Here is a 26,085-nt window from a genome sequence, read left to right as displayed (position 1 = left end):
ATCTTCTTATAGAGGAATACATACAAAAGATCAGAAGTGAATGAATATTTGCAGGTAAAGAAATAGGAATTTAAAATAAAAATATACCAACTGCTGAAAATTAAATACATTTTCAACTATTTGTAATTCGTGAAAATATGATGGAAGAGATAAAGTCTAATCTAAATATATATCGCCAGTTAATTGAAGATTTTACAGTAAAAACCCAATTGTCATCTGATCAAAAGAGTTTATTGTTCGGTTCTTTAGATGCCACTATTGATATTAATGTCTTAAACCGTTTTGAAAGCGAAAGCAATATTGAGATTCCTAAAGAATATAAGCAGTTTCTAAGCGAAGTGGGCAACGGAACAGGCGATACCTGGGAAAATGCAGGAATTGGCCCCGGTTTAGGTATTTTAAAAGTTTCGTTCGAAGATAACAAGTGTTTCATTTTTGAAGATACCGTAATTGACTTAGTACAGCCATTTGAATTTACTGGAGAATATAATTTAGAAAAATGGGAAGCACTTGCTGACCAATTTACCGAATGGTTTGATCGGTATACGCAGAAATTTAGGAATGAACTTCTTCAATTACGGGAACCTTGCTTTGAGGAGTTTATAAAGCTCAATGGCGAAAATCCTAGAAACGAATATTATGAGAATTTTGATCTGAATGGGATTTTACCCGTAGCAGGAATTGGCTGTGGAGAATACTATTTTTTAGTAGTTACAGGGGAATCTAGAGGAGAGATTTGGATAGACCATCGTGATAATTGGGGAGGTATTTCCCCTTTATTGGATGATCAAGGTAGGCGATATAGATTTGACACCTGGTTTAATGACTGGCTCAAAGAAGAAATTACACATTTGCAACAAAAAATAGGTAATGCAGATTTATCTTATCTTTAATTTGTAAACAAATTTTGTCACACCAACTTCAATATCAGTTCAGAAAGCCAAATACGGATTTGGAGGATTTTGTGTACGCTTTTTCGTGTTTGAGCAATGTTTCTGAAATAGAAGAAGGCATTATTATTCCAAATGGTAGAATCGATCTGGTTTGGTGTAAAGTCCCTGATCAACCGTGGGAAGTCTTATTAATGGGATTGGAAACACAAGCGAAGAAAATGCGACACAGTAACATGCAATATTTTTTTAGTATTAGTTTCAATCCTTTAGCGTTGGAATATATTTTAAAAGAATCCGTCGCCGATGTCTTGAATGGAGCTAAAAAAATGCCAGCCGATTTTTGGAGTTTTGAAATGGATAAAATAGTTGATTTTGATACTTTTTGTACCATAGCATCTGCTAAAGTCAAGGCCTTAATTCCTGCGGAGATCGATGAACGTAAGCGTCAATTGTTCCGGATAATATTCGAAAATGATGGTAATATCAATGTTAAAGAACTTTCTGAAAAGATAGCTTGGAGCGAACGCCAGATCAATCGTTATTTCAACCAAAGTTTAGGTATTTCCTTAAAGACGTATTGTATCATTTTACGCTTTCAGGCGTCTCTGTCATATATTCAAAAAGGTCAATTGGCACCTCAGTTTGATAATTTTACCGATCAATCACATTTCATCAAAGAAATAAAGAAATTATCTGGTGTATCTCCCAAAGAGCTTTCCAAAAATGAAAATGACCGTTTTTTACAATTCTTAGTATACTCAGCGAAATAACTTTGTAGAAAATTAAAACAAATGTTATTAGCAAACAAAAAAGTTGCCATCATTGGTGGTGGCCCAGGAGGATTAACTTTAGCCAGATTACTGGTTTTGAAAGGCGTTGACGTTAGAGTTTACGAGAGAGATGTCAACCAAAATGCACGAGTGCAGGGAGCGCCTTTGGATTTGCACGATGAATCGGGGCTCGCGGCGATTAAAAAAGCTGGATTGTTAGGGGAATTTAAAAATAACTATATGGCTGGTGCTGACCGGATGCAAATTATGAACGGGAAAGCAGAGGTCTTTTACAGCGATCATGATCATAAGGCGTTAGCGAATTTTGAATCCGAACATTTTCGGCCAGAGATTGACCGTGGCGTTCTTCGGAGAATTTTGTTAAACGCTTTAGCAGAAAGTATTGTTATTTGGGATAGTCATTTTATTTCGATGAAAAGAGAGGGTGAGGGTTGGCTAGTCGAATTTAGAAACGGGAAAATTGAATATGCCGATTTGGTGATTGCAGCCGATGGGGCGCACTCCAAAATCCGTTCATATTTGACGGATATTAAAGCTTTTTACTCAGGGATCACCATGTTGGAAGGCACAATATATGACGCTAAAAATAAGGCTCCAAATATTTTTAAACTTTTGAAAGGTGGAAAGATCATGGCTTTTGGTGATAACCAGAATATTTTGATGGGGCAAAAAGGGAATGGTGAGATCGGGTTCTATGCGAGCATTAGAGTTGATGAGAATTGGTCTTCTGAAAATGATTTAGACTATAAAGATAATGCACAATTGCTAAGTTGGTTCCAAGCGACTTATCCTGAATGGGCATCGATTTGGTATGAATTGTTTACTAGTGCCGAATATTTTGTCCCACGTCCGATTAATTGTATGCCACTTGATCAAAACTGGGAAACTCAATCCAATTTAACGTTGATTGGTGATGCTGCCCATGTAATGCCACCTTTTGCAGGCGAAGGTGTTAACATGGCAATGCTAGATGCTTTAGAATTGAGCGAAGTTTTAACTTCTAACGACTTTTCGAGTATTAAAGATGCCTTAGAACACTACGAAATCAAAATGCGGAAAAGAGCTTCAGGAATGGCACAGGAATCTCTAGAAAATGGGGATAGAATGCATGCTACGGATGCTTTGGAGAATATGATTTCATTTTTCCAGAGGCATCTGTCTTAAAAAAAACTGTCTCGGAAGGTCTGTCCGTTTTGATGAACAGAGAGAATTTTTGGGAGTTCCGCTGATGTTGACGAAAGGAAGGCTGGTGCCATTAAATGATCTTGGTCTGGAAAAATAGAAGGGCTTTGCAAATCAAAATCGATAAGTCGCATCGGAGCTTTAAAAAACAGACGAAAGATGAGCGTTAAATAAAGGATTTTATATTACCTTAGGTAATCAAAATTAATAGTTCCAAATGAAGTCGTTGCGAAAGGAAACGGCATACAACTTAAAAAAAGATATACATGACAACGACATACATTTCTATTCTAAGAGGTATAAATGTGAGTGGACAAAGACTGATTAAGATGGAAGCTCTTAAAAAAATGTATGAACAATTGAGCTTTGAAAATGTACAGACCTATGTACAAAGTGGTAATGTTCTATTTTCAGCAAAAAATAGAGACAGTGGCGAACTGGCAAGCATAATATCCTCAAACATTCAAACTGAATTTGGATTTGATGTCCCTGTTATTGTTATGAACTTAGATAGATTAGAGAAAATTATAGCGAATAATCCATTCATTAAAGATACAGATAAAGACGAAGCCTTTTTACACGTTACTTTTTTAACCGAAGTTCTAACTGAATTTGATGAAGGAAGTATCATTGAGAAGAAGCATTCCGATGAAGAAGTCGCATTTACTGCTGATGCAGTTTATTTGTATTGTCCGAATGGATATGGGAAAACCAAAGTCAATAATAATTTTTTAGAAAAGAAACTAAAAATGCCAGCAACAACACGGAATTGGAAAACCGTAAACGAACTCTTAAAGCTCGCAACAAAATAATTCTAAATACAACTAGTTTTTCAACTCTGATAATAGTAATCAAAAAAAGGCAGGCTATGTAGTTTTTGATAACCTATTTCTGATGAGGTTTAAAAACTTACTTCTTAAACCATTTTTATTAATAGTCATAAAATAGTGCTTTATAGCGCTCAAAGTGATATGCTATGGCCGTTGATGCGATAGAGGAGAGGTCAAGGGTTATCGAGTTAGCAAGATAACTGGAATTTCAATATATTTGTGTTAATCAATGCCTTAATTATATGACCTTCAGTTTGTTTATTTCAGCAATATGTCTGGCGATCCTGCCTCAGGCTCTTTCTGCAAGATCGTTGGATTCGATTTGTACCGTATCCCCAAAAAGGGGGGATCAGGAATTACGACTTAAATGGAAGGTGCAGACTAAAGGCAAGGTGTTCTCCACTCCCATAGTGGTAGATGGCATTCTGTATGTGGGCTCTTGTGACAGCTCGCTCTATGCGATAGATACAGCACGAGGTAATGTGCTGTGGCAGTACAGAACAGGGGGCGAGATCAGATCGGCCGTAGCGGTCGATGCTGGTTTAGTCTATGTATTGGCTACAGACGGCCATTTATATGCGCTGAATGCAAAATCAGGTCTGCTTCGCTGGAAGTACCAAACTGAGGGCGAACAGGTTTACGATTCTTGGGACTATTACCTCTCTTCTCCAGTGGTGGATAGAGGGTTTGTTTATTTTGGATCAGGCGATCGACATGTATATGCGCTCCATGCGGATGAGGGTTCGCTACACTGGCGCTACAAAACTAACGGAATTGTACATGCCACTCCGGCTGTGGTAGATGGATCTATTTTTATCGGTAGTTTTGATGGTTTTTTTTATTGCTTAGATCCAGATGGAAAGTTACGCTGGAAGTTTAATACCCTAGGTGAATCGTACTTTCCCAAGGGTGAAATTCAATTCCATGCCATAGTATCGGAAAATAGAGTGTATTTTGGAGCCAGGGACTTTAATCTGTATGCATTGAATACCAAAGACGGAACGGGGCACTGGGTGTATCACCAGCTAGGGAGCTGGATAAGTGTGCCGAACTTGTATAAAGACCGATTGGTAGTGACGATGTCGGACTCTTTCTCCGCTTTATTGGTCGATAAAACGAATGGTAAAGTACTCGCCGAACCACCCGTACCCCTGAATGTGTTTGCTGGTCCCTCCATAAGCGAAGATTTTGCTTACTTTGGTGCGATAGACGGAGTGCTGTATCGGTTTGCTATCGAAGAAGGGACGGTAAAACCTGTTTTTCAGACCGAATCAAGTAAAAAATACCGGTCAGATTTTTTCGATACAAATGGTGCGCAGAAAGATGTACTTTTGTCGGATTACAATGGTGATATCCATCAGTTATTTGATGCCTATCACAAGATGGGAAGTATATTCTCCACAGTATGTATAGAACAAGACATGCTATATTTCGGCACCAGCGATGGTATTATTTATGCATTGCAGAAACCTTACTAACTAAACTTCATTCACTAGCCTTCAAGACCTGTCCCTTAAATGTTACCGTTTCAGCGTCAAAGTAGGGAACTCCCATATAGATATAGCTATTTCCCTTTCCAATTATATAATCATTATTTTTCTTTAATAAAGCAATTGCCTTCCGTCGTTTGTCTCTTCCTTTATAGGGAGTGTAGTAGAGGCTCCCTAATAATGTATCCCCTTTGACTTCACCACTGATATCTCCCGTAACCTTAAAACCGCCAGGTCCATTTTCTCTGTAAGAACCTTCAAATGTTTTGTCGGTCAGGAATAGAGCCACAGAAATGGTATCTCTTCCATTATTATAGACATAAGTCTCATGCTGTTGTTTTTTCTCTTTTTGATTACAGCTAACACTTATTATTGATAAAAGAAGAAGCAATGACTTGTATCTGCTCATGGTAGTAATTATGTTCTTACGATTATTGAATCAAATTTTCTTCTTTCAATTTATCAAGTATAAGCATATCCACAGCCGATGTCCTGTCTCTATCTTTATACTTTATCCACTCAAATGATTCTATTTCACTAGACGCTGTTAGTGTGCCACTGAAGTCAGCAAAGTAACAAAGCATTTGTACCCGAATTCCAGAGGCATGACCATCTGCCTGTGCTTCAAACTTTCCGAAAAATTTTACAGTGTTTTCTAAAATATCAACATTAAGCTCTTCTAAAATCTCTCTTTTAAGGCACTGTAAATCTGATTCATTTTGTTCTCTTTTTCCACCGGGGAAATAGAGCTTCTTTTTTGATTTGGAAAGAGTGCTTAGGACACTGTTATTTGAAATATGAATCAAAGCAACCTTATCTATCATTTTATTATCCATAAAAACTTAAATATTTCTAAATATAAATCTTTTTCATTTAGTTTTTGATCGGTACGTCTTTAATAAGAAATAAACGAAAACCCGATAGAGCTCTTGATGACCATATCATGACTGATCAATATATTTATAGTGTTTTGTGTATCTTAGTTTGGTAAGCTTATTTTTTAGTATAGTGAATCAAAAAAGCCCAATGTTAAAACAGTTAAATACATATTCCGATACCGAAAGAGGAATCCTCGAGATTAAGAAACTTATAGCAGTTGGTTTGAATGGCACCACGCAGGAGAGTGAAGCGAAAAACTATGAACCCTTTCATACGGGAACAACTGCATTGATGATTGCGTCGAATTTTGGTTATTTGGATTTGGTGTCGTTACTGATCGCGTCAGGAGCGGACATCGATCTTTACAACATACAGGGATTTACAGCTTTAAAAGGAGCTCTGAGAGGAGGATATTCAGATATCGTTGATAGTTTGTTAAAAGCAGGTGCGAGGACTGATATCAAAGATATTTACGGAAAGGCAGCTCTACACTACGCTTGTACACAGCCGAATGCCGCTATTCTAAAAATGGTAATCAATGCAGGGGCAGATTTAAAGGTACAGGATAAAGATAAACAAACGGCGTTGTTTTTGCCTTCCTATAATGGGAGAGTAGACTTGATTAGGACCTTGTTAGAGGCGGGCATTGATCCGAATATTAAAGATAAAGGTGGTTTTACAGCATTGACATGGGCCGCACAAAACGGAAAAACAGAAAGCGTGCGTACACTGATCGAAGGCAAAGCGGATGTTAACGTCAGAAGCAAAAAAGGAATTACACCTTTAATGTCAGCAACCATTAAGGGGGATATTGAAAGCGTCAAATTATTGATTTCAGCTGGAGCAGATGTTCGATCCGAGGAAAAAGGAGGTTATAGTGCCCTCACTTTTGCAACAAAAAATAAACAGGAAGACATAGCCAGATTGCTCGAACAATACATCTGATAAGCTCTACTTAAAAGCTTTTTTAACGGACTTTCCTAATTCTATCTCATTTCTTGCCCTAGGGCAATTGAAAGCTGCGGCAATTCAACCATCTTTGTAAAAGCGCGAAGGGCCGAGTGTTCATCTTTGTGAATAAATTATAATCCAAAAAGCAAATTAATACCCGTATAAAATGGCAAAGCAAATTTTTATCAATCTAGCGGTAGCGGATGTGCAGCGATCGATGGATTTCTACAGCGCAATCGGTTTTACAAATAATCCCCAGTTTTCAGATGATTCCGGCAAATGCATGGTTTGGAGCGAAAACATTTATGTCATGCTTTTATCCCATGAAAAATTCTCCACTTTTATCCATAAACCTATTGCCGATACCAAGTCCACTGTGGCAGGTCTTTTTTCTCTTTCAATGGACTCTGTTGAAGAGGTGAATACCATGATGACAAACGGCCTACAGGCGGGTGGGATAGAACCTACAGAAATGAGAGATTATGGCTTCATGCAGCAACGTGCATTAGAAGATTTTGATGGTCATACCTGGGAGGTCTTCTATATGGATATGAGTAAAATCCCTACTACAGGCGGCTAATAGAATAAAAGCTCGCTATGAGATCTTCTGTTCTTCGACCGAACTAGAGTTCGGTCGAAGAACAGAACTTGAATTTATAAACATCTCCTTCTGCTATCCCAAAAAGCAGATTATTCTACAACCTATTTCTAAACAAAGTTTGTTTGGCGTTCAATTCACATATTAAACACCATTATTCTATTTTTTAAGCAGCAAACTGTGATGATAGATAGTGGGTGTTCCATATTTAATTTTTATCAAAAATATCCTGTCATTAAACAATTAGGCTGATCACTTGTTAGCATTAGAAATGATAAGAGAAGAAAAACGTCCGTAAATATGTCCTTACTAACGGTCAATGAAAATGGCTTATATTGCAAACAGGGAGATTTTTACATCGACCCGTGGAGACCAGTTAAAATAGCACTTATTACGCATGGTCACAGCGATCATATGCGATGGGGTATGCAGCATTATATCTGTCATCATCATACAGTGCCGATTCTCAAGTTACGTCTAGGGGGTGAACAATCGGTGCAGGGGGTACACTATCACGAATCATTCGATATTAATGGCGTGTGCATTTCTTTTCATCCTGCGGGACATATAATAGGTTCGGCACAAATTAGACTGGCTTACAATGGTGAAGTATGGGTATTTACGGGCGATTACAAACTTGAATCTGATGGTGTGAGTGAGCCTTTCGAGCTGGTGACATGTGATCATTTTATTTCAGAATGCACTTTTGGATTACCCATCTACCAGTTTCCCGGCCATGCCAAAGTCTATTCCGATATTAATGCTTGGTGGAGATCCAATGCTCAAGAGGGATTTAATACCGTTTTGTACGGCTATTCGCTCGGCAAAGCCCAGAACATACTCGCACATGTGGATCAATCTATTGGAGAGATCTATCTGCATGGGGCTGTAGCTAATGTTAACGAAGTACTTTCGGATGCAGGTTACGATTTCCCAGGGATACGGATGTCGTCCGGAATAGATCGTCCTAAGATGGAAGGAGCTTTAATTATTGCACCTCCATCCGCCAATGATAGTCCTTGGGTGAAAAAGCTGAAGCCTTATCGAGAAGCCATGTGCAGCGGTTGGATGCAGCTGCGCGGGGCCAGAAGGCGCAGGTCTGTGGACAAAGGTTTCCCACTATCCGATCACTGCGACTGGAATCAGCTTAATACAGCGGTTCAAAATACAGGAGCTTCGCATATTTATCTAACACATGGTTATGAAGCTAACTTTGCACGATGGGTGTCGGAAAGATATAATATAAGATCTTCCGTCTTGCAAACCCTTTACAATGATGAAATGGAGGGGGAAGAATGAATTTTGTAGACTTGTTTGAGCGTATTGATGCCACCACACGTACTTCAGAAAAGGTACAGGCTATATATGAATACCTAAAGACTGCCGACGAGACCGAAAAGCTACTTGCGGTATCGGTGCTGATGGGATATAAACCCAAGCGACCCGTCAAGACCACAGATCTGAGATTGTGGATCGCCGAGCGGGTGGGGATCCCACTATGGCTACTGGAAGAGTCCTACTATATAGTAGGTGATCTTGCAGAAACACTGGCGTTAGTCCTGCCTCAAGACAGGTCTTCCGTCCCTTTTAAGCTTCTTCCTATCTTGCAGGATATTATCGCCATGTCGCGAGATACGCCAGAGCTACAGCGTATCACCCTTGATAGGTATTGGACTACCTTTAGTGGTACCAGTCTGTTCTTATTTAATAAACTACTCACTGGTAATTTCCGTGTAGGGGTATCGCGGAAGTTGGTAATCAAAGCACTTTCCAAATACCTGGATATGGACGAACCTGTTGTAGAGCACCGCTTGCTCGGAAAATGGGATCCCTTTCAGGAAAGTTTTGCCACGTTGTTCCATCAGGAAATATTAAAAGATAAGCATTTTTTGCCCTATCCGTTTTTCCTGGCCTATCCGGTAGAATCTCCATTTTTCGATAAAGCAGATATCAACGACTGGATTTTAGAGCCCAAGTTGGATGGTATCCGTGGACAGATTATTATCCGTCAAGACGAAGTTTTTGTCTGGAGCCGCGGTGAAGACTTGATGACAGACAAATTTGTCGAATTTCAGAGGCTTCACACTATTCTCCCTAATGGAACCGTATTCGATGGGGAGATCATACCCTGGAAAGGTGGCCGGCCATTGGATTTTCAATTGATGCAAACCCGTATAGGCCGTAAAAATAGCAGTAAACGTAATCTAGAAGAAGTCCCGTTAGTGATGGTCTGTTACGATATCCTAGAATGGCAAGGAGTGGATCTGCGCGATAGGCCCCTTTTAGAAAGACGCAACTTGTTGGTGGAAATTCTTTCCACTCATCCCGTAGATGGCGTACTTCGACTATCAGAGCTCAAGGAATTTGCAACATGGACTGAAGCGAATTCCTTTAGGGTGTCTGCACGGCGCTATCATGCAGAAGGATTAATGCTCAAGCACAAAAGTAGTAAGTATGAGGTAGGCCGAAAACGGGGCAATTGGTGGAAATGGAAAACAGACCCCATGACCGTAGATGGTGTATTGATCTATGCGCAGTCGGGACATGGACGGAGAGCCAACCTATATACCGACTATACATTTGCTGTTTGGGATGAGGGTATATTAGTGCCTTTTGCAAAAGCATATTCGGGATTGACAGATAAAGAACTGCTACAGATTGACCATTGGATAAAGCGAAATACAATCGAAAAATTCGGCCCAGTGAGGAGTGTCAAACCCGAGTTGGTATTCGAATTAGCGTTTGAGGGAATAAATCTGAGCCCTCGGCACAAGTCCGGTATCGCGCTTCGCTTTCCCCGCATTTTCAGATGGAGGCAGGATAAGACAGCACAAGAAGCGAATACCAAACAGGATCTATTAACATTGATACAGTCTTTACATGAACCCAATAGCTGATGTATGGTTTTTTAATCAGGGCTGGAAGCCCCATGGTTTTCAAGAAAAGACCTGGGCCGCTGTTGCTCGCGGCAAGTCCGGACTACTGAATGCGCCAACTGGGTTTGGCAAAACCTTTGCTTTATGGTTTGGTATATTACAGCATTATTATGGAGATGACCGGTTTCTCAAGAAAAAGGCGAAATTTAAAACTGATAAATTGCATACCCTTTGGATTACCCCCTTACGGGCACTATCAAAAGAGATTTACAAGGCAACATCAGCAGTAAGTGCCGACCTTGAGCTGGACTATACAGTAGAACTGCGTACAGGCGATACCTCTACTTCCGAACGGCAAAAGCAGCGCAGATCTCCACCACAGGCATTAATCACCACGCCTGAAAGTGTGCATCTTATTTTGTCATCAAAAGGAGCAACTGATTATTTCAAACACCTCGAATTTATCATTGTGGACGAATGGCACGAACTGTTAGGCAGCAAGCGTGGGGTACTCGTAGAGCTAGCCCTGAGCCGTCTTAAAGCAATTAATCCCCGGCTCAAGATCTGGGGCGTATCTGCTACCATCGGAAACCTCGAGGAAGCTCAGGAAATCCTTCTGGGAAAACAACATAAAGGAGTGTTGGTACGTGCCGCGATACAAAAAGATATCGCCGTAGAAACAGTCTTGCCCGATAGTTTAGAAAAATTTCCCTGGGCCGGACACCTAGGCATCAGACTTTTGGACAAAGTAGTCGATATTGTCAACCGGTATCAGACGACCTTAATATTTACCAATACCCGTTCCCAATCAGAGATCTGGTATCAACATCTCATCACACATTATCCACAGTTTGCGGGCATATTGGCCATTCACCATGGCTCACTGAGTGACGAGATAAGGCAATGGGTCGAAGAAGCACTGCATGAAGGACGGTTGAAGGCGGTGGTTTGTACCAGTAGCTTGGATTTGGGGGTTGATTTTCGCCCAGTAGACTGCGTCATACAGATTGGATCCCCCAAAGGGGTGGCACGCTTTTTACAACGTGCAGGCCGATCGGGGCATCGTCTTTTTGAGACTTCACATATTTACTATGTACCTACCAATTCCTTAGAGATTATTGAAGGAGATTCCTTGAAATATGCGATATCCAACCATATCGTCGAGCAGCGCATTCCATATGTGCGCAGTTTTGATGTGTTGCTGCAATACCTGACCACATTGGCGGTAGGCGATGGTCTTGATGCGGACGTCATTTTCAAAGAGCTGAAACAGACACATTGCTTTGAAAGTATCACTATGGAAGAGTTTAGACAGTGCATGGCGATGCTCATTCATGGCGGAAAGTCCCTATCTGCTTATCCGGATTTTCACCGATTGGTGTTGGACAATGGGTTGTATAGGGTAGAAAGTCGTAAACTGGCGATGCGGCATCGATTGAGTGTTGGAGCTATTGTCTCCGACCTGATGTTACGCGTCAAGTTTATGTCGGGCAAGTATTTGGGAACTATCGAAGAATCCTTTATTTCCAGACTGAAACCTGGTGATGTATTTTGGTTTTCGGGTCGGCAGCTGGAACTTATTCATGTACGCCATATAGAAGCTGTCGTAAAGCCTAGTGCCGGCAAGAAAGGTATCGTGCCTTCGTGGATGGGGGGACGGTTTTCAATATCACCAGACTTAGGTATTGCTATTCGACATAGCTTTAGCCATATTCACAAAAAATCGGGAAAGAGTCCTGAGATTAATTTTTTGGCACCCTTATTTAAGGAACAGGCACAGCGTTCAGGATTACCTAGAGAAGAAGAACTGCTAGTAGAATACATTCATACCAAATACGGTTATCATCTTTTCGTATATCCGTTTGATGGCAAATTGGTGCACGAAGGGCTTGCTCAAGTGCTAGCGTATCGTTTAGGGAAGGTACAGCCAGCGACATTTAGTATTGCTAGCAATGAGTACGGTTTCGAATTACTCTCAGCGGTACCTTTTTCTATTGATCAGGAATTGATTACCCGCTTATTGTCCCCAAAAGATCTTCACCAGGATATTACCTCTGGCATTAATGTGCAGGAGATGGCCCGACGACGCTTTAGAGATATCGCAGGAATTGCCGGTTTGGTTTTTCAGGGATACCCCGGCAAGCAGATGAAAAGTAAACATCTACAGGCAAATGCAGGATTGTTTTTCTCGGTATTTGAGGATTACGATCCGCACAATTTGTTATTGCGCCAAGCCTATGATGAAGTATTCGATTTTCAACTAGAGGAGGGACGGATGCAACGTGCTTTCGAGCGTATCAGCACGCATAATATTATTTTATCTTTCCCGGACAAGTTGACCCCTTTCGCATTCCCCATATTTTCCGAATCCTTCCGAGAGCGGTACAGCAATGAAGACTGGCAAAGTCGGTTGGATAGTTTAAAATTACAGTTGACAGGAAGGCTAGAACCATGACCGAGCAAATAGAATGGAATGGGATAGATCTGCTTTTGCTTGCGCAAAAGGCGTTATATATCCCATCTTATCAGACTCTCATACTTTCCGACTGGCACCTGGGCAAGTTGGGCCATTTCAGACAGGAGGGACTGTTTGTCCCACCAATGCAGATGCAGGAGGATTTGGAACGCCTGACACATCTACTACGGCAGTTTCCTGTGCAGCGTGTCGTATTTTTAGGTGACCTCTTTCATTCGATCTGGAATAGCGAGTGGGAGGAATTCGCTTCATATCTACAGCAGTTTAACGGGATCGAATTTATCCTGACCAAGGGCAATCACGATATCCTTTCCGATACCATATTGGGCAAGACAAGCCTCCGAGTTGTAGATTTTCTACAGTTGGGAGACTATCTCATCCTATCGCATGAGGCCCTTCCTGGCATTCCTAAGCATATCCTGAATATTGTCGGGCATCTTCATCCCGGTGTGCAGATCCGAGGTCGGGGGCGACAGCTATTTCGGTTCCCCTGTTTCTATCTGCAGCACAATGTATTCACACTCCCTGCTTTTGGTCGGTGGACAGGTTTACATATAATAAAAAATGAAATGCAGAATCAGTTGTATGCTATAGTTGGTAATGATGTAATTGCGGTAATCTAATCGGACAGATTCATAATAGGTGTGACTTGCCTACATATTTTTATTATATTAGTGATTATGCAGATATTACCACCGAAGGAATTATCGCCCTATATCAAACATTATCTTTTTTTAGAAAGTAATAGTTGTCAGTATCAAAAACTACGTTTATTCTCCGACGGTAACACCGGTATGGTGTTTTTGCATAATCAAGGCCATCTATCGACTAATCAAAATCATTACTTACCTACGTCATTTTTGTATGGGCAGATCAGTCATTTTCAGGACGTTTGTCTGATTAAGCAGACTTCCTTTATCGTAGTTGTCTTCCAACCCGATGGACTCTACAAATTACTCGGGCTATCAGCCCATGAACTCAAAGATCAGATTGTCCCTACAAGCGATGCTTTTGGAAGACCTGTCCTAGCGCTGCAGGAGACGCTGATGCTTTGTCAGCTGTTGACGGATAAGGTATACACACTCAATAACTTCTTTTACGAGTTGATGTTTCAACGTAATACTCCTTCTGAGAATTTACTCCCAGTCTTGTTGCAGTACGTAATTCAACATAAGGGTCTATGCACAGTCGAGCAATTGGTTCGCTACAGCGGTTATACCGAACGGCATATCGAGCGGATATTTGGCCAACAGGTGGGGGTGAGCCCTAAAAAATTTGCTAGCATAGTCCAGCTGCACACCTTTTTGAAATTGTTGCGTAGCAGGTCCAGCGATTTGAGTCTGACCAGTATCGCTTATGAAAGCGGCTATTTTGATCAGTCCCATCTTATCAAGATCTTTAAAAAACACACGGGTATTACCCCGACCGAATACCTGAATGGCACCAATAGAATAGCTGTAAATTTTATGGAATTAAAGTAAGGATTAGATCAAATGTCGGGTTTGTACAATTTGTCTTAGCGGATAGAGATTAGTTTTGACCATATAAATAACAAGAATATGGATAAATTAAAAATTGCTACTGCCCAATTTGAGCACAAAAGTGCTGACAAGGTCTACAATCTAGCCGTTATCGAAACTCTTGCTCAGCAAGCTGCTGCTCAGGGAGCAGACGTTATAGCCTTTCACGAATGCTCGATTACAGGCTATACCTTTGCACGAAATTTAGATAGGCAGCAAATGCTCGATGTCGCTGAGTATGTCCCTGACGGGGAGAGTACCAAAAGACTTGTGGAGATAGCGGCTAAATATAATATTGTCATTCTTGCAGGCTTATTTGAAAAGGACGAAAATGATAATTTATACAAGCCTTATATCTGTGTAGATAAAAATGGTTTGATTGCAAAACACCGTAAGCTACATCCCTTTATAAACCCATATTTAACAGCAGGGCAAGACTATACCATTTTTGAAATCAAGGGATGGAAATGTGGTATTCTAATCTGTTATGATAACAATGTCATTGAAAATGTACGTGCGACAAAGCTATTAGGAGCCGATATTATCTTTATGCCACACGTGACAATGTGTACACCATCATCCAGACCTGGTGCAGGTTTTGTTGATCCTCAGCTGTGGCACAATCGGGAGAGCGACCCTACGTCCTTACGGTTTGAGTTTGACGGCATGAAAGGGCGTAGCTGGCTGATGAAATGGCTACCGGCTCGCGCTTATGATAATGCGGTTTATGTTGTTTTTTCCAATCCTATAGGGATGGACGATGATCAGTTAAAAAACGGTTGTTCCATGGTAATAGATCCTTTTGGTGATATTTTAGCCGAGTGTCGCACATTTGAAGATAGTTTTGTTACAGCTACGATTACCCCTCAGAAGCTGTTGGAGGCTGGAGGTCACCGGTATATTAGTGCCCGTAGGCCTGAGCTCTACCGTGACATTATCGGTCGAGAACATGAATCTATCCAAAAAGTAGTTTGGTTGAATACTGGCGAGGAGTGATCTCGTTAGAGGTATCTAGCTTCAATCAGCCTTCGTTTACATTGATTCCTCTTGGTCCGGTATATAATTTATAAGCCCTTAGATCGTTAAGGACTTCACGTACAAAAGCAGATAGACTGAACTATTATTATTTTGTATTTCGAGCTGAATTTAGATAATTTTAGCTAGAACTTATCATCCTATATCACACTTAGATAGAACGTACGATAATTTTCTGTTACCATCTAAAATTACATATCTGGATAAACTAAACAATAATGAACAGGAAGTCTAAATGGATACTTCGTCTGCAATCTTACAGACAGTACAGCTTTCTATGGTGGTAGCCGCGACCGATACAAAAAACTCTGGTACAGACAATCGAGCGATCACTTACAGCTCGATAACGAAAGGTTAAAGATCGATTATCTAAATAAGGATACCATTATTTCAAAATTAGACAGCACATTTATTAAAGTCATTATACATACATTCCTTGATTGATAGGGGTGGCGGTTATCATTACGAACTTAGGTATAGATTAAAAGAAAAATGCTGTTCTCTACTCATTATACCCCATTCATAGCCCCTTAGCGAGCTTTTTTTGACATTTGTCCCCAATTTGTCCCCCCCTTGGATGCCCTTTTAGGCATTTATATTCATTAACTTTGCCGTACTAATATCAAAAAATATGATTATGAAGTTTTATCTGCCTCAATGGCTGACCTGGCCAACTATGCTCAGGTAGTTAGAGTCGATCCCTACTGAACTAAAACTTATTAACGATCAATAATGAAAGAAAAATACGTGTTTTTTATCCTGCTCTTCCTCCTATCGAACAGTGTATTGGGGCAGGCGCCGTCACATATTTATGCATCAGAAGACACCGGAATTATTTATAAGGGTACTGGTGGATCGAAGGCTATGGAAGAGGATGGAAACATCGGCTATCTTGATGTAGGTTATCAAGGCACATTTGGCGTGCCTATGGAAGCTCAAGTCTTATTAAAATACAACTTGCCTGCAATTCCAGAAGGGTACAAGGTAGAATCTGCCAATCTTTATTTTCCGATAATTGGTGGCACCATCCAAAGCGCGGCCAACTTTTCATTGAAGGCTGCACCAAGTTTGAATCACGGTTGGGTTCAAGATGCTGTAAATACTTCTACTTTACCAGCTCCTATTGCAGGATCTACAATAGCTAGATCGGTAGCTACAAATGCTCCAACTGCTAAGCCTGTTATTGGTCCCTTTGATTTTACAAGCTACGTCTCCGGCGAAATATCCAAGTCTGATCCTCGAGCAACATTTATATTATCAGCATTTACTGCGGAACAAGCCACAGCAGCTAATATAACGTCTTTTGATCATTATATTCAATCCACTGAAACACATATAGGGGGTACTGAGCGTCCTTATTTAATTATTACCTATACGGAGATCGTCGAGATTAAGATTACAGGCGTAACGGATGGAGGTCTTTACAACTCAAATGTAACACCTCATTTTAATGTTGGAACTGCAACGCTGAATGGTCATCCTTTCAATAGCGGTACTATTATTAGCACCGAGGGTACATATACGTTAAGCGTAACAGCAGGCAACCAAATAAAAATCATTCAGTTCACCATAGACAAAACACGACCAACCGCGACGGTTATCATTAATAATGGAAGCTACTTCACCAATCATGAATATGTAGATGTAAGGATTACACCAGATCCAGGCGTTACCGATATCGTTAGTATGCGATATTCCGTTAATGATTCTCCCGTATCCACCACGCAAGCCTATCAATCACGTTTTTCAATTGGGGTAGGATCTGAAAATGGAGCTAAATCTGTTAAAGTTCAGTTGATTGATGCAGCTGGTAATATATCGCCACTCTATTTTTGGAATTTTGCATTGAATACAACAATACCTACGGGAAGTTTGATGATTAATAATCGAGCTGCCTATACCACAGCGCAAGAAGTAGATATCCTAATTACTCCCGATGCCAGTGCTAATGAGATTGTGACTATGCAATTTTCAGCAGACAATAATACGTGGTCTCCCATAGAAGATTATAACCCCAGCAAAAGATATACCTTGCCACTTGGTGATGGAGATAAGATCGTTTATGTGCGTCTTGTTGATCGTTTTGGTAATGTCGGTATACTAAAGCAAAGTATTTTGTTGGATATGAATGGTCCAACGATAGCCTCTGTTGTTGGATCTGATAACAGAACATATAAAAAAAATGATGTTTTAGCGTTTACCGTAACATTCGACGAAGAGGTTGAGGTAACAGGTACACCATATCTCGAGGTTAGTATAGGTACTAAAACGGTGCAGGCAGTATATAGTGGTGGGAATGGAACAAAAGAATTAAATTTTAAGTATACCGTACAAGCAACAGATTTAGACCTAGATGGAATAGCAATTTCTAGTTTAAAATTAAATCCTAACGATAAGATCGTAGATGCAGTTGGACATAACTCCACTTTAGCATGGAGTAGCTTTCCACTTACAACAGGTATTATTGTAATAGGTGAACAAGCAGATATATCGATTACGATGACTGCGCAACCAAATCCTACAACATATGGCGGCAGGGTAACCGCTACTATAACCGTAAGCAATAACGGTACAGATGAGGCAACGAATGTAAGAGTAAAAGCTGATATACCAGCAGGATTTCAGTATATAAGTGCTACAAAAGGCGGAGTTTATGAAGCAGGGAAGGTGAATTGGACATTTCCACAGTTAGCAAATGGAGGATCTGAAAAATTAGAAATTGTTTTGGAAGCAAAAAGTGTGGGTGCTCGAACTATAGCTGCAACAGTTGAATCTAGCTCACATGATCCAGATAAGACAAACAATACGAAAGCAGTAGCTATTACAGTCGCTAAAGCGGCACTTCCCGACTTTACATTCGCCGATGCGAGCTATACCTACGATGGTACGGCGAAGTCTTTGCAGGCTACCGATCTGCCTGCAGGCGCTACAGTAAGCAGCTATACCAACAATGGACAGATCGAAGCAGGAGTGTACAGTGTGACAGCGACGATAGACGGCGGTAATAACTATGAGAATGGTTCAAAGACCGCTACATTGACGATCACTAAAGCGGCACTTCCCGACTTCACCTTTGCAAATGCCGGCTATACCTACGATGGTACTACAAAATCATTGGTAGCTACCAATCTGCCAGCTGGCGCTACCGTAAACAGCTATACCAACAATGATCAGACCGAAGCAGGTGTGTATAGCGTCAAAGCGACGATAGACGGCGGTAATAACTATGAGAACGGTTCGAAGACAGCTAAGCTGACGATCAGTAAAGCGGCACAGCCCGACTTCACCTTTGCAGACGCGAGCTATACCTACGATGGTACTACAAAATCATTGGTAGCTATCAATCTACCAGCCAGCGCTACAGTAAGCAGCTATACCAATAATGGACAGACCGAAGTAGGAGTGTACAGCGTCACGGCGACGATAGATGGCGGTAATAACTATGAGAACGGTTCGAAGACCGCTACATTGTCGATCACTAAAGCGATACTGCCCGACTTTACCTTTGCAGATGCTAACTATACCTACGATGGTACCACAAAATCATTGTCAGCTACCGATCTACCATCCGGCGCTACAGTAAGCAGCTATACCAATAATGGACAGACCGAAGTAGGAGTGTATAGCGTCACAGCGACGATAGACGGCGGTAACAATTATGTCAGTGGCTCGAAGAGGGCCAAGTTGACGATCACTAAAGCGGCACTGCCCGACTTCACCTTTGCAGACGCGAGCTATACCTATGACGGTACGGCGAAGTCTCTGCAGGCTACCGATCTGCCTGCCGGCGCTACAGTGAGCGACTATACTAATAATAATCAGACCGAAGGAGGAGTATACAGCGTCACGGCGACGATAGATGGCGGTAACAACTATGCGAGTGGTTCGAAGACGGCCAAGTTGACGATCACTAAAGCGACACTGCCCAACTTCACCTTTGCAGATGCGAACTATACCTACGATGGTACGGCAAAATCATTGTCAGCTACCGATCTACCTGCCGGCGCTACAGTAAGCAGCTATACCAATAATGGGCAGACCGAAGCAGGTGTGTACACTGTAACGGCGACCATAGACGGCGGTAATAACTATGAGAACGGTTCGAAGATGGCTAAGTTGATGATCACAAAAGCGACACAAACAATAAGCTTCAATGATCCAGGTGTACTAAATAGAGATGCAGGTACGGTGGCGTTGGATATTACGTCAAGCTCGGGATTACCAGTGAGCGTAAGCGTAGACGATGCATCTATAGCCACCATATCGGGTACCAACCTACGTGTCTTGCATCTCGGCACGGTCAAAGTTACCGCTATACAGGCGGGCAATGAGAACTACGAAGCTGCTACAGCTGTCACGATGTCTATACGTATCGATGCGGGGGCGACACTGCCTATTATCGTACATCAGGCGGTGTCACCAAATGGCGACGGTATCAATGAGTTTCTAATGATCGAGGGAATCGGCAACTATCCTGAAAATAAGGTCACCATCTTTGATAAAAATGGAGTTGTATTAGCTGAAATACAGGGATATGACAATAGAGATCGCCTATTCTTTGGAAGAGGTCATCGTGATGGCACCTATTACTATTACATCGATTTAAAAGATGGAAATACCTGGAAACGTGAAAGAGGATTTTTTGTGATTAGGAGATGATGAAGTTATCGAGTTATCCAGTGAACAGGTTAACTAGAGTTCAGAATAGCTCGATAACAAGATAACAACATAACTTGATAACAGGTTAACGAGATAACATGAAAACATTAAACATAATTATGAGCCTGTTGTCCTTGCTGCCTTTGTGCAGCCGGGCACAGCATGGGATGAGTTATAATCAATTTGGTCAATTGCGTAACAGTTTCAACTCCTCGCTGAGTACCATGGACGAGCGCGGCAGTTTTGCTGCATTGGGTCGTAGCCAGTGGACAGGAGTTGACGGAGCGCCCAGATCGGTATGGGTTACAGGTCATGGTATGGTCAAGAACCTGGGACTCGCTATAGGGGGGGACTTCAAGCACGCTTCCTTGGGTGTAGTTCGCGAAAATGAGATTACAGCCTATGTCGCTAAGGCAGTACGGCTAGGGGAGGATGAATACCTGAGCCTCTCGATGGGAGGAGGACTATTGTTCTATGAGGGCAACTACCGCCAACTGGACGATCAGGACCCCGCTTTTTGGGAGGATGTACGTGGTACGGCAGGGGTGCTGAGCGTGAGTACTTCGTATTACCAAAAAGATAAATTTTATGTCGGTGTCGCGATGCCAAGATTTTCACTGAAAAGAAATATTGAACGGGAATATGAGTTTCGCGATGTAATCTATGTGACCGGAGGGATGCTGATCCGTCTGGATGACACCTTCAGACTGCGTCCGTCATTCCTAGTGAGCCACATGCAGGAGATGACGCCACGCTACGATGTAAGTGTACTAGCTTTTATGGGACCTAAGATCGGCTTAGGTATGGGCGTGCAAAATCAGGGCGATTTATCAGGACTGCTACAGCTCAACTTTGGCAACTTTGGTGTGGGCTACAGCTATCAGTTTAGCGTCAGTGGACATACGCTCAATCAAAAAATATCTACCAATACCCACGAAATGGGATTTCGTTACCGTGTGGGAGGAATGAGCTTCTTGTAGTTAATGCACTAATTTCTGGACAGAGACGGTATAAGTCAGCTTGCTTTTCTTTAATGAACTAATCATTATCGAATATTCAGGTTCTTCCATAACACTTGAATTATCCTTTTTACAACTGATTAATGTAAGAAAAGATATGGAGCACAATACAAGAGCTAGTTTTCTCATGTTTTAATAATCTGCTTTTTCTATTTATACATTTTTCCAAGTTTCTTTCTCATTGTCCCGGTTTTGAAACCTTTAACGTATTTTCAGTTGTTGAACGTATTATTGGAGTTGGAAAACCTTGTCCCCTTACAGAATATATCATTGGGTATAAGAAAAACTTTCCTTTTAAATGTTTACCTGAAAATAGATAAAGATTATCCATGTCAAATGTTAGAACTTCCGATTTCTTTGAGCCAATAAAAGAATCAAAACGAATAGGGATTAGAATCCACATATCTTGTTGGCTAGCTTCTGGAATATCCTCCAAGAGATAATGGAACTCTATCTCATTTTTCTTTTTATTGACTTCCTCAACAAACTGTGGGAAGGCACTATCCGAAAATAAGATGGAATCAACCGTTCCGGTCTCGTCAAATTTAACTTTCATCATCGTGATTGTCGGAATGACGCGATGAATAAGTTGGGATGGGTATTGGATAGCTTTGTTGAATGAAAGTTGAAACTGTTCATGTCCTTTAAAAGTAGGTGTTACTTGAGGAAATACAACTTTACCCATGCAAAGCATTATAATGGTGAAGTATAATTTTAATATTTTCATACCTAGATTTAATAAAAGTATTGTTGAGAGATCCTTTCATAAAACAAATACGATCCTGTAATGGTCTTTCCCTTGAACAGATACAACTTGTCTAAGACATCTTTCTGGACACTTAAAGGACCTAGAGATGGCTTGTATGCATCCAGTTGTATCGGGACTAATACCTGTATATCGGGATCTGAAATGCGAAGGTCTTTATAGATAGCGTGAAAGTTTACTTTGTCTTTTATTCTATTCATTTCTTCTATAAATTCTTTTGGTGCACTATCTGAAAACTCTAGTTTATCCACCTCACCTTTGTTATTAAACCCTATTTTCATGATTGCGAAAACAGATGTTCCTACATCCTCTAAGCTTTTTGGAAGTCTAAAGTTAATTGCAAAACTTCTTTTGAATAAGGAAAGGTAGTCCTCATTGTCCCCAGATTGACTATAGCCGGTTAGGCTTAGCGTGGTTAGTAAAATTAGCAAAGTAACTCTTTTCATATCAATTGCATTTTGTACCCTTACGTCCCAGTTCATACGCTTCTCTAGTTCGTATTCGATCGTTAAGTGAAGATAAGTTATTTCCTAGTGTGGTAATAATTTTTTGTCTTGTCAAATCCTCTAATTCTTTATGAAAAGTTTTTACAGGCCCTCAAGACCAAGAGAGTGAGCGTCAGTGTTAGGAATATCAAAACAATATCATAGTATTAACAGCTCTAGTGATATTAATATATTTATTTTCGGCAATCGTTCTTAGATTGTGGATCATAAACTCCTCAAAATTCAGTTTTTTCACTTCTCTTTATAAAATAATCTGCTTTTACTATTTATACATTCTTCCAAGTTTCTTTCTCATTGTCCCGGTTTTGAAACCTTTACCATATTTTCGGTTGTCGAGCGTATTATTTTCCTATCCGAAAACCAAATGAAAGTTGACCTACAGGCGTAAATGAAGTCTTTTCCTCTGTAATGCCTATACCAGGCCCCAACGATAGCTGAAAGTTAAACCGCTGTCCATAGTTACGCTGGATACCCCATACTGCACCAAATACACTCGCAAAGTCGACGACACTAATATTTTCCGATTTTACAATTGCCGGTCCATAGAGACTAATTATAGGACCAATGAAGTTCGCTGAGTTTTTGTCAACTCTTTTTCCCTGAGTGTACCTTTTATCCAGGTTATAATAGTATCTAAATTCTCCGTTTACCGAGGGACGCAGATAGGCATAAAGGTCTGAACTGGAGGAGGTCGCTTGCCATACAAATCCAAGTTCAATAGGCCCCGACACACGGATCGTGCTTGTTCGTGCTACCCCCATTTCGGCAGATATACCGGCCAGCATGTGATAAGTAAATTGTTTTTTTTCTACACGTGTTTCAGGAGCTATTTGTGCAAGAACAGAGCTACTGGCAAATAGTGAAGTAAAGAGAATTAAGTAATAATGGTTCATTGGTGTTAATAATTTGTTTCAAATATATGGTTTTTAGTTATTTGTGTTAAAAAAGCTTTATGCATGTATCGATGAAAAGATTGTGATTAAAACCACAATAATCAGTTGTATTTTTATATCGATAATTGGTTTTTATTACTCTTCTAAATTTCTTTGAATTTGTAGAATATCAAATAAGCCTACGGAAACTAGGCAAACAACTATCGCAATCCCCATTTCCCAGCCTATTTTGGTGTCATTTCCAAAAAATAACAGCACAAAGCTAACTACAACAGCAAAAAACAGAGATAAAGTCCCTGTAAATCTTTTAATTCCTCTACTATGCGTATCGGCAATTAGAAAAAAGACATCTGAGCACAGAAGCAAACTGTATATGATAGCAATAATATTCATCTTACTACTTCCTTTAGCATGATTGATCAAAAATATAAATACGGCAATACCGAGTATAACTTTGAGAACGATCCAAACCCAAAATGTTTTCTCGAAGAAAGCTTTTAATTGATTCATAATAAATTGGTTAATGTCCTTTTTGTATTGGCAAAGATAAAAAAACTTGGGATAGTATAATTATTAAAAAAAAATCTTACTTGATGTTATAATTTAAGTATGAATATCGATGCCAATCCTGATCTAAATTGGTGCCATCAATTGCCATTTATTCCTGCAGGCTAGTCAGATCAGCGTTATACCTGCCTGAGAATACACCGGACGTATCCAGTTCCTGTTCCAATCTAAATTTGAATCGTAATATATTAATCTGATAAGAGGAGTGGAGTGACCTTCAGAAAGTTTCTGCACCGATAGTTGCTTACTTTGGATTGCTTAATCGAACACTTAGGGCAATAAAACTTCTAGTTATAAGCCTTGGATCGAAATTTAAAAAAAGCGAACGAAAATCCAAGTATTGGGATTTTGTTGCGTAAAGATAAAGACAGTAAATCTTTCACTTTATCTAAAGTAAAACTCACTGTAAATTTAGATGTGCAGATGACTAAGCACAAAATTTCGCTAACAGAACTGACAAATAGAGCTGCTTGAATTCTTGAGTACATAAGACAGGGGAAAACTATTGCCCCTGTCTTTTTAGTTTAATTTGATCTCACACAGCGAATCTGCATGGCAGATTTCGGATTTATAGAACTAGCGACTTCCGCAGTATTAATGTTATTTCCAAACTGCATCATTTTGTAACCGCCTGGGTAGGTAGGGGAGCTACATAGATAGTAACCAGTAGTACCTCGTTGTGTAACACTTGAAGGATTGTCATTGTATGAACCTCCATATACAAAGAAAAGATACTTTTCATATTCCGTTCCGGGATGCGTGTTTGTATCAAGGAACATTCCGGTATTTGTCCCAGAACCATTATAAGGACCTATATATCGAAGAGGAGGAAATGGCTGACCACTAACCCGTACAATAGATCTATATTCCGCTTCTGTAGGTAATCTCCAGGCACCCAAAGGAAGTACTAGCGTACAAGGATCTCCATTCTCACCATTCACACCTCCTGGCGAATCCGGATTTGGATTTGAAATATCCAATCGCTTAGGGAGAGTATAACCTGGGAACCAATAGTCTCCATAGTCACCACTCGTCGGAGCAAAGCCGTAAAGTCCGGTAGAAGAATTATAGACAAGGTTGGCCAGTGCCCATTTGGCATCACCATAATCAATATCTGTAGGACCATCTGGCGTAAATTGTTTTACATTTAGTGTAAGGGTATAGCGACCACCAGGTATAATTTTAAGACCATTAACTGGCGGAACCTGTGTGCTACTCTCTCCACTGATACTAATATTGGTAATGATCAAGCCCCCCCCACCCGTAGAAGTTTGATCAGCTGCCGTTACAATAGTATTGGCTTCGGCACTTCGGTTATTCGAGGCATTTATAAAATCAACATTTGCACCAGATCCCGACACAGTACCGTTGGTATAGTCAGGAATAGCTCCATCTACGTTTATATTCACCTTGTTAAGATGAGGTTTGATCATTGCCCCAATCGTCTCTAGGTTTCCAGGTACTGCATTGTCCAGTGTGATGACTGTTTTGATCTGACTGAATACATGTTTTAATACAATATTCAGAGTCGTTAATCCTTCCGAATAACTACTGGCGGGTTTGATGTAATACATAAAGTGTTTATTACCATCTACATTGTTAAATCGAGCAGTATTAAAGTTTCCTGAGGGCATAATATCATCGAGATCGCTGATCTCCATAGTGCCTACCGAATAGGCTACGAAGGTATAATTCTGCCCTGCTGGAACCCGAAAGGAATCCTCGCTGGTTAAAGCAGCTCCAACCGTATAATCTTTGTATTCCCTGAACGCTCCACTGGCATCATATGCTATTATTCTGTACTTGGTACCCAATGGAAGGTCTGATTCTACACTACCTTTAGTTTGGGGCTTCTTGTCTTTAGCGTGTATCACACGGTCAGAGGTTAAAGTAGCTACGATTTTGTAGTTCGCGTTTAGAGGTATCTCTATATGCTGGATAGGTTGTGACGATAAGTGTCCAATACTTCCAGAAGAGATATTGGATTGTTTTTCCATCCTGTTGTTTACGTCTATGATCTCAGTACCGCCAAATTTCATATTGATTGTAGCTATTCCATCTCCGGGATTATCTCCTTTTTTTGAACAGGATAATACAATAGTTGTAATTACTGCGAGCAGTAGATAGTTTAGTCGTGTCATGATTATTCTTTTG

At 40.6% G+C, this 26,085-nt stretch carries 22 protein-coding genes; 15 read left to right on the top strand and 7 right to left on the bottom strand.

Annotated elements, in window-relative coordinates; translation table 11 throughout:
- The first annotated feature begins 137 nt into the window (after positions 1-137).
- The 5 genes from JKG64_RS06540 to JKG64_RS06520 all read left to right on the top strand — a co-directional run bounded on the left by JKG64_RS06540 (position 138) and on the right by JKG64_RS06520 (position 5,174).
- A complete protein-coding gene (locus JKG64_RS06540; protein WP_210353517.1) occupies positions 138-893 on the top strand; it encodes a hypothetical protein in 756 nt (251 codons plus the stop codon).
- Between the two features lie 14 nt (positions 894-907).
- Positions 908-1,663, top strand: a complete 756-nt coding sequence (locus tag JKG64_RS06535; RefSeq protein WP_210353516.1) for a helix-turn-helix domain-containing protein — start codon at positions 908-910, stop codon at positions 1,661-1,663.
- Between the two features lie 21 nt (positions 1,664-1,684).
- Entirely contained in the window at positions 1,685-2,848 is a 1,164-nt protein-coding gene (locus JKG64_RS06530; RefSeq protein ID WP_210353515.1) for an FAD-dependent oxidoreductase, read from the top strand.
- Between the two features lie 284 nt (positions 2,849-3,132).
- Positions 3,133-3,678, top strand: coding sequence for a DUF1697 domain-containing protein (locus JKG64_RS06525; RefSeq protein ID WP_210353514.1), 546 nt, complete (start codon positions 3,133-3,135; stop codon positions 3,676-3,678).
- A gap of 260 nt (positions 3,679-3,938) precedes the next feature.
- Positions 3,939-5,174: a beta-alanine-activating enzyme beta-propeller domain-containing protein gene (locus JKG64_RS06520; RefSeq protein ID WP_210353513.1), complete on the top strand. Its 1,236-nt coding sequence runs from the start codon at positions 3,939-3,941 to the stop codon at positions 5,172-5,174.
- A gap of 7 nt (positions 5,175-5,181) precedes the next feature.
- On the opposite strand, the gene JKG64_RS06515 is transcribed toward JKG64_RS06520, so the two are convergent.
- Positions 5,182-5,595 carry a hypothetical protein gene (locus tag JKG64_RS06515; RefSeq protein ID WP_210353512.1) on the bottom strand — a complete coding sequence of 138 codons (414 nt, stop codon included), beginning with the start codon at positions 5,593-5,595 and terminating at the stop codon, positions 5,182-5,184.
- Positions 5,596-5,617: 22 nt separating this feature from the next.
- Complete coding sequence (locus JKG64_RS06510) at positions 5,618-6,022, bottom strand: NUDIX hydrolase (RefSeq protein WP_246512489.1); 405 nt, start codon at positions 6,020-6,022, stop codon at positions 5,618-5,620.
- 190 nt (positions 6,023-6,212) lie between these two features.
- Here JKG64_RS06510 and JKG64_RS06505 point away from each other — a divergent pair, with 190 nt between their 5' ends.
- The 10 genes from JKG64_RS06505 (at position 6,213) to JKG64_RS06460 (ending at position 21,160) form a co-directional block, all read left to right on the top strand.
- Positions 6,213-7,010, top strand: a complete 798-nt coding sequence (locus tag JKG64_RS06505) for an ankyrin repeat domain-containing protein (RefSeq protein ID WP_210353511.1) — start codon at positions 6,213-6,215, stop codon at positions 7,008-7,010.
- A 172-nt stretch (positions 7,011-7,182) separates the two neighbouring features.
- Entirely contained in the window at positions 7,183-7,596 is a 414-nt protein-coding gene (locus JKG64_RS06500; RefSeq protein WP_210353510.1) for a VOC family protein, read from the top strand.
- A gap of 318 nt (positions 7,597-7,914) precedes the next feature.
- Positions 7,915-8,913, top strand: coding sequence for a ligase-associated DNA damage response exonuclease (locus JKG64_RS06495; protein ID WP_210353509.1), 999 nt, complete (start codon positions 7,915-7,917; stop codon positions 8,911-8,913).
- The gene (locus tag JKG64_RS06490) at positions 8,910-10,511 is read left to right on the top strand and encodes an ATP-dependent DNA ligase (RefSeq protein ID WP_210353508.1); all 1,602 of its coding nucleotides are present in this window, start codon (positions 8,910-8,912) and stop codon (positions 10,509-10,511) included. Before JKG64_RS06495 ends, JKG64_RS06490 begins: the two co-directional genes overlap by 4 nt.
- On the top strand, positions 10,495-12,945 hold the full coding sequence (locus JKG64_RS06485) for a ligase-associated DNA damage response DEXH box helicase (protein ID WP_210353507.1): 2,451 nt from the start codon (positions 10,495-10,497) through the stop codon (positions 12,943-12,945). Before JKG64_RS06490 ends, JKG64_RS06485 begins: the two co-directional genes overlap by 17 nt.
- Entirely contained in the window at positions 12,942-13,589 is a 648-nt protein-coding gene (gene pdeM, locus JKG64_RS06480) for a ligase-associated DNA damage response endonuclease PdeM (RefSeq protein WP_210353506.1), read from the top strand. Before JKG64_RS06485 ends, pdeM begins: the two co-directional genes overlap by 4 nt.
- 57 nt (positions 13,590-13,646) lie before the next feature.
- On the top strand, positions 13,647-14,447 hold the full coding sequence (locus JKG64_RS06475) for a helix-turn-helix transcriptional regulator (RefSeq protein WP_210353505.1): 801 nt from the start codon (positions 13,647-13,649) through the stop codon (positions 14,445-14,447).
- Between the two features lie 78 nt (positions 14,448-14,525).
- Positions 14,526-15,482, top strand: coding sequence for a nitrilase family protein (locus tag JKG64_RS06470; protein ID WP_210353504.1), 957 nt, complete (start codon positions 14,526-14,528; stop codon positions 15,480-15,482).
- Between the two features lie 771 nt (positions 15,483-16,253).
- Complete coding sequence (locus tag JKG64_RS06465; protein ID WP_210353503.1) at positions 16,254-20,180, top strand: MBG domain-containing protein; 3,927 nt, start codon at positions 16,254-16,256, stop codon at positions 20,178-20,180.
- A gap of 98 nt (positions 20,181-20,278) precedes the next feature.
- Entirely contained in the window at positions 20,279-21,160 is an 882-nt protein-coding gene (locus JKG64_RS06460) for a PorP/SprF family type IX secretion system membrane protein (RefSeq protein ID WP_210353502.1), read from the top strand.
- A 217-nt stretch (positions 21,161-21,377) separates the two neighbouring features.
- On the opposite strand, the gene JKG64_RS06455 is transcribed toward JKG64_RS06460, so the two are convergent.
- From JKG64_RS06455 to JKG64_RS06435, 5 genes are all read right to left on the bottom strand, one after another.
- Positions 21,378-21,926: a hypothetical protein gene (locus JKG64_RS06455; RefSeq protein WP_210353501.1), complete on the bottom strand. Its 549-nt coding sequence runs from the start codon at positions 21,924-21,926 to the stop codon at positions 21,378-21,380.
- Between the two features lie 8 nt (positions 21,927-21,934).
- A complete protein-coding gene (locus JKG64_RS06450; protein ID WP_210353500.1) occupies positions 21,935-22,411 on the bottom strand; it encodes a hypothetical protein in 477 nt (158 codons plus the stop codon).
- A 401-nt stretch (positions 22,412-22,812) separates the two neighbouring features.
- A complete protein-coding gene (locus JKG64_RS06445) occupies positions 22,813-23,364 on the bottom strand; it encodes a hypothetical protein (protein ID WP_210353499.1) in 552 nt (183 codons plus the stop codon).
- Positions 23,365-23,499: 135 nt separating this feature from the next.
- The gene (locus JKG64_RS06440; protein ID WP_210353498.1) at positions 23,500-23,874 is read right to left on the bottom strand and encodes a hypothetical protein; all 375 of its coding nucleotides are present in this window, start codon (positions 23,872-23,874) and stop codon (positions 23,500-23,502) included.
- Between the two features lie 581 nt (positions 23,875-24,455).
- A complete protein-coding gene (locus JKG64_RS06435) occupies positions 24,456-26,072 on the bottom strand; it encodes a hypothetical protein (protein ID WP_210353497.1) in 1,617 nt (538 codons plus the stop codon).
- Positions 26,073-26,085 lie beyond the last annotated feature (13 nt).

The organism is Sphingobacterium tabacisoli (assembly GCF_017908035.1).
GTDB lineage: Bacteria > Bacteroidota > Bacteroidia > Sphingobacteriales > Sphingobacteriaceae > Sphingobacterium > Sphingobacterium tabacisoli.
This window is presented reverse-complemented; position numbering and strand designations above follow the sequence as displayed.